The 3,447-nt window shown below is 62.5% G+C and carries 4 protein-coding genes and 1 pseudogene; 1 reads left to right on the top strand and 4 read right to left on the bottom strand.

Annotated features, from left to right (window positions below; genetic code table 11):
- The 4 genes from zapE to AHiyo1_RS01995 form a co-directional block, all read right to left on the bottom strand.
- Positions 1-424, bottom strand: a 424-nt coding sequence (gene zapE / locus AHiyo1_RS01980; RefSeq protein WP_253257119.1) for an AFG1/ZapE family ATPase, incomplete at its 3' end; no start/stop codon positions are given.
- Positions 424-1,419 carry a magnesium/cobalt transporter CorA gene (gene corA / locus AHiyo1_RS01985; RefSeq protein ID WP_059387449.1) on the bottom strand — a complete coding sequence of 332 codons (996 nt, stop codon included), beginning with the start codon at positions 1,417-1,419 and terminating at the stop codon, positions 424-426. The genes corA and zapE, both read right to left, overlap by 1 nt.
- 17 nt (positions 1,420-1,436) lie before the next feature.
- The gene (locus AHiyo1_RS01990) at positions 1,437-1,862 is read right to left on the bottom strand and encodes a DUF1761 domain-containing protein (RefSeq protein WP_059387450.1); all 426 of its coding nucleotides are present in this window, start codon (positions 1,860-1,862) and stop codon (positions 1,437-1,439) included.
- Positions 1,863-1,871: 9 nt separating this feature from the next.
- Positions 1,872-2,432, bottom strand: coding sequence for an Lrp/AsnC family transcriptional regulator (locus AHiyo1_RS01995; protein WP_059387451.1), 561 nt, complete (start codon positions 2,430-2,432; stop codon positions 1,872-1,874).
- Positions 2,433-2,601: 169 nt separating this feature from the next.
- Between AHiyo1_RS01995 and AHiyo1_RS02000 the strand changes: the two are divergent.
- Positions 2,602-3,447: pseudogene (locus AHiyo1_RS02000) on the top strand (MFS transporter); the annotation flags it as partial.

Consider the following 3,447-nt stretch of genomic DNA (forward strand, 5'->3'; position numbering starts at 1 on the left):
GCCCGGCACTCGTCCGGTGCGCCAAGCCGCCGGCCACATCCCAGTCCAAGGGGCCGTGGCCCACCAGGAACAGAGTGATGTCCTGCTCGTACAGGACATCAACCAGATCGCTGAGGCGTTGCCAGGCCGAGGCGGACCCGGCTACCGATCCGGCCGTCGGCGAGGGTACGCCGTCGATCACCCACGTTCCGTAGTCCTTAGCCAAAGCCATGTAGTCCGCTGTCGACATGGGGCCGCCGCACAACTCCGCGAAACTGGCCCAGAGCACATCGTCGGCCGCCTTGACGGTGAGCCGTTGCGCCGTGGGGGTGAGGATCCGCTCCTGTGACTTCGCCGGATGGAACAAACCGAAGGCTCCCAGTTGCGCGGGCGTTCCGGGAGTAATGATCTTGCCCCTGCTGAAGCCCTCCTGTCCGGGAACCACTAGAGCCAGTTCTTCCGCTTGAAGATGACATACATGACAAAGCCCGCGAGAACCATCATGCCGAGTGCCATGGGATAGCCGAGCGGCCAATGGAGTTCAGGCATAACGTCGAAGTTCATTCCGTAGAGCCCGGTGACGAACGCCGGTGCAAAGAAGATCGCGGCCCAGGAGGAGATCTTCTTGGTTTGTTCGTTTTGTGCCGCACTCGCTTCGTTTTGCCGGTTCGCGGTGAGGGTCCCGTCGAGGGTCAGGGCGTTTTGGAGCAGGTCGCGGAACCCGTTTGCCCGCGAAATTACCTGCTCGACGTGGTCTTCCACATCGCGGAGTTTGCGCTGTAGCTCGATGTCTACTCCGTATTTCTCGAACCCGCGCTTCAGGGAGGCCATCATTTCGGGGAGCGGGTTGATTGCGCGCTGGAACTGAATGACTTCGCGGGCGAGTTCATAGATGCGCCGCGAAACCAGGGGATCGCCACCGAAGAGCTGGTCCTCGATCTCGTCAATGTCGTTTTCCAGGCCCGAGATCACGGGGCCGTAGTCGTCCACCACTCGGTCCAGCAGTGCGTACAGGACGGCTTCGGGGCCATGCCGCAGAAGCTCCGGTTGTTGTTCCAGATCCCTACGGACTTTGGCCACCCCGGGTGTTTCCGCATGCCGGACCGTGACCACGAAGTTCCTCCCCGTGAAGATGTGAAGTTCACCGAACTCCACGGTCTCGGTAGCGTCCACGTATCTCGCAGGCCGCAGGACGGTGAAGAGGTTGTTGTCGTAGCGTTCCAGCTTGGGCCGCTGGTGGGCGTTGACGGCGTCCTCGACGGCGAGCAGGTGGAGGCCGAATTCGGCAGCCACGGCCGCCATTTCCGTCTCGTCCGGCCGGTACAGTCCAATCCACACCATTCCGCCGTGCGCGGCCAGTGTTTCGACGCTTTGCTCGAGGCTTCCCGGAGTCGCGGTCCGGATGCCGTTCACATAGACGGCATTGTCAATGATGGTCACGAGGTTATTCTCCTCCTCTACTGCAACGCCCCGATGATTGCCCCGGCGGCAGTCATGGCCACGATGTCATGGCCGGAGTCGATGAGGGTCACGGCGGACGGCCTGCCCGCGAAACCGTTGTGGATGACGTGGCCGCCGACTCGGAATACCACCGCAATCACCAGCGCAAAGAAACCAGCGTGCAAGCTTCCTTGCACGCCCAGCTTGCCGATCAGGACGGCCAACACGATGCTCGTGAGGGCTGCGGCCACCATCAGGGGGATCCAGATTCCTGCGCCGCCGTCGATCTTCTTGAGGTCTTCCTCGGTCTTGCCAATGGCCTGCATCCACCGTCTGCCGAAGACCGCCGGCATGTACCAGACAAATCCGATGACCATGCTGGAAACGAAGGCCAGGAGTATCGCCAGCCAGTTGAGGTGCTGAAGAGAAGAGAGCCAATCCATTCTGGAATCCTAGTCGGCTTCCCTGACCGGCGAATCAGTGGAAACCTGTGCTTTGACCCGTTTCGCGGCGTCGGCCGTCTCAGCGGCATCCACGAGCCTGCCGATGAGCGGCTCTGTCCGGTAGGGGATATGGGTGTGCAGGGCAAGCACCGTTTCCGTGCGGATGACGCCCTTGGTTCTGAGGATGGAGCGGAGCGCGGTTTGCAGGTTGTGCGTGTCGGTGGCCACCACCCGGCATAAGAGATCGCCCCGCCCGGAAATTTCGTGCACCTCGAGGACCTGGGGGATGCGGCGCAGGGCTCCGATCACGCCGTCGAGTTCCCTGTGGGTCACCTCCAGCGTCACGAAGCCGACGACGTCGTACCCCACCTTTTCGAGGTCGACCTCGCGGCCGCCGTCGTTCAATACGCCCGAGCGGACAAGGCGGCGCATCCTCGATTGGGCGGTGTTGCGCGCAATCCCCAGGGACTCGCTGAGTTCACCGATCTGAACCCTGGGATCACGGATCAGCTCCAGCAGGATTTTCAGGTCCGTAGGATCGAGGGTGTTCAAATCATCACTCCGGCTCATTTGTGGTCATCTATGGACATCAATTTTGAAGATTTTGATCAATTCTTTCATGGACATCTGATCTATCTGGCAGGCTTGCGACATCCTGTTGCCATCAAATATTTTGGGCCGTCCAGTCCAGGCCCACAAGGCCGGGTTCCGCGATGGCCGCTGAGGCGAAGGCACGGAAATGACTGTCTTTAGCGAACTGCGCATGCGCCAGGCCACCGCCGGGCGCTGGGGCTGGGATGCTTCCACCACGCGCGGCTTGTCCTGCCGGCGCCGTCATGTTCACACTGCTGGTCGGTGCCAACTTGGCGAGCCCCCTGTATCCGCTGCTTCAGTCGGAACTGGGAATCACGTCGCTGGGTGTGACGATTGCCTTTGCAAGCTACGTCCTGGCGCTCGTGGCTGTGCTGATGCTTGCCGGCCACTGGTCCGACCATATCGGCAGGCGTGCAGCGCTGGTGCTTGCCGTCCTCGTGGGCTTGGTGGGCGGCTTGGTTTTCGCCAACGCAGACAACCTCTTGATGCTCTCAGCGGGCCGCATGCTCCAGGGTATTGCCGTGGGCCTCGCCACCGGAGCGAGCTCGGCCGCTTTGCGTGAATTGCTTCCGTCCCGGCCCGAGTGGGCTTCCCGCTTCACCTTGCTTTCGTCCTCGGGAGGCGTGGCTGCCGGTCCTGCCATCGGCGGACTGCTTTCGCTTCTCCCGGGTGCAACCTCAACGCCGTTCTTCATTCACGCGGCCGTCCTGCTCCTCTTGCTCGTCCCGTTGTGGCTTCTCAAGGCGCGTCCGGCGATTCGGCCTGCGGAGGGCCCGCGTCCGTACATGGCGCTCGCCCCGCGACGGCCCTCGGTTTCCCGGGAAGCTAGGGGAGCGTTTTGGCTGGCCTCGAGCGTGGGATTCCTCAGCTTTGCCGTGTTCGGATTCTGCCTTTCGCTCGCGCCCGGCTATTTCGCCGTCGTGGTGCACGCCGATTCCCGCCCCATGACCGGGCTGCTCGCCGGCTTGACGCTCGCAGCGTCCGCGCTCAG

The organism is Arthrobacter sp. Hiyo1, assembly GCF_001263615.2.
Lineage (GTDB): Bacteria > Actinomycetota > Actinomycetes > Actinomycetales > Micrococcaceae > Arthrobacter.

What these genes read in the sequence shown, in the direction of transcription:
- AHiyo1_RS01990 (WP_059387450.1), bottom strand. Translation starts at nt 1,862, where the DNA reads ATGGATTGGCTCTCTTCTCTTCAGCACCTCAACTGGCTGGCGATACTC.
- AHiyo1_RS01995 (WP_059387451.1), bottom strand. Translation starts at nt 2,432, where the DNA reads ATGAGCCGGAGTGATGATTTGAACACCCTCGATCCTACGGACCTGAAA.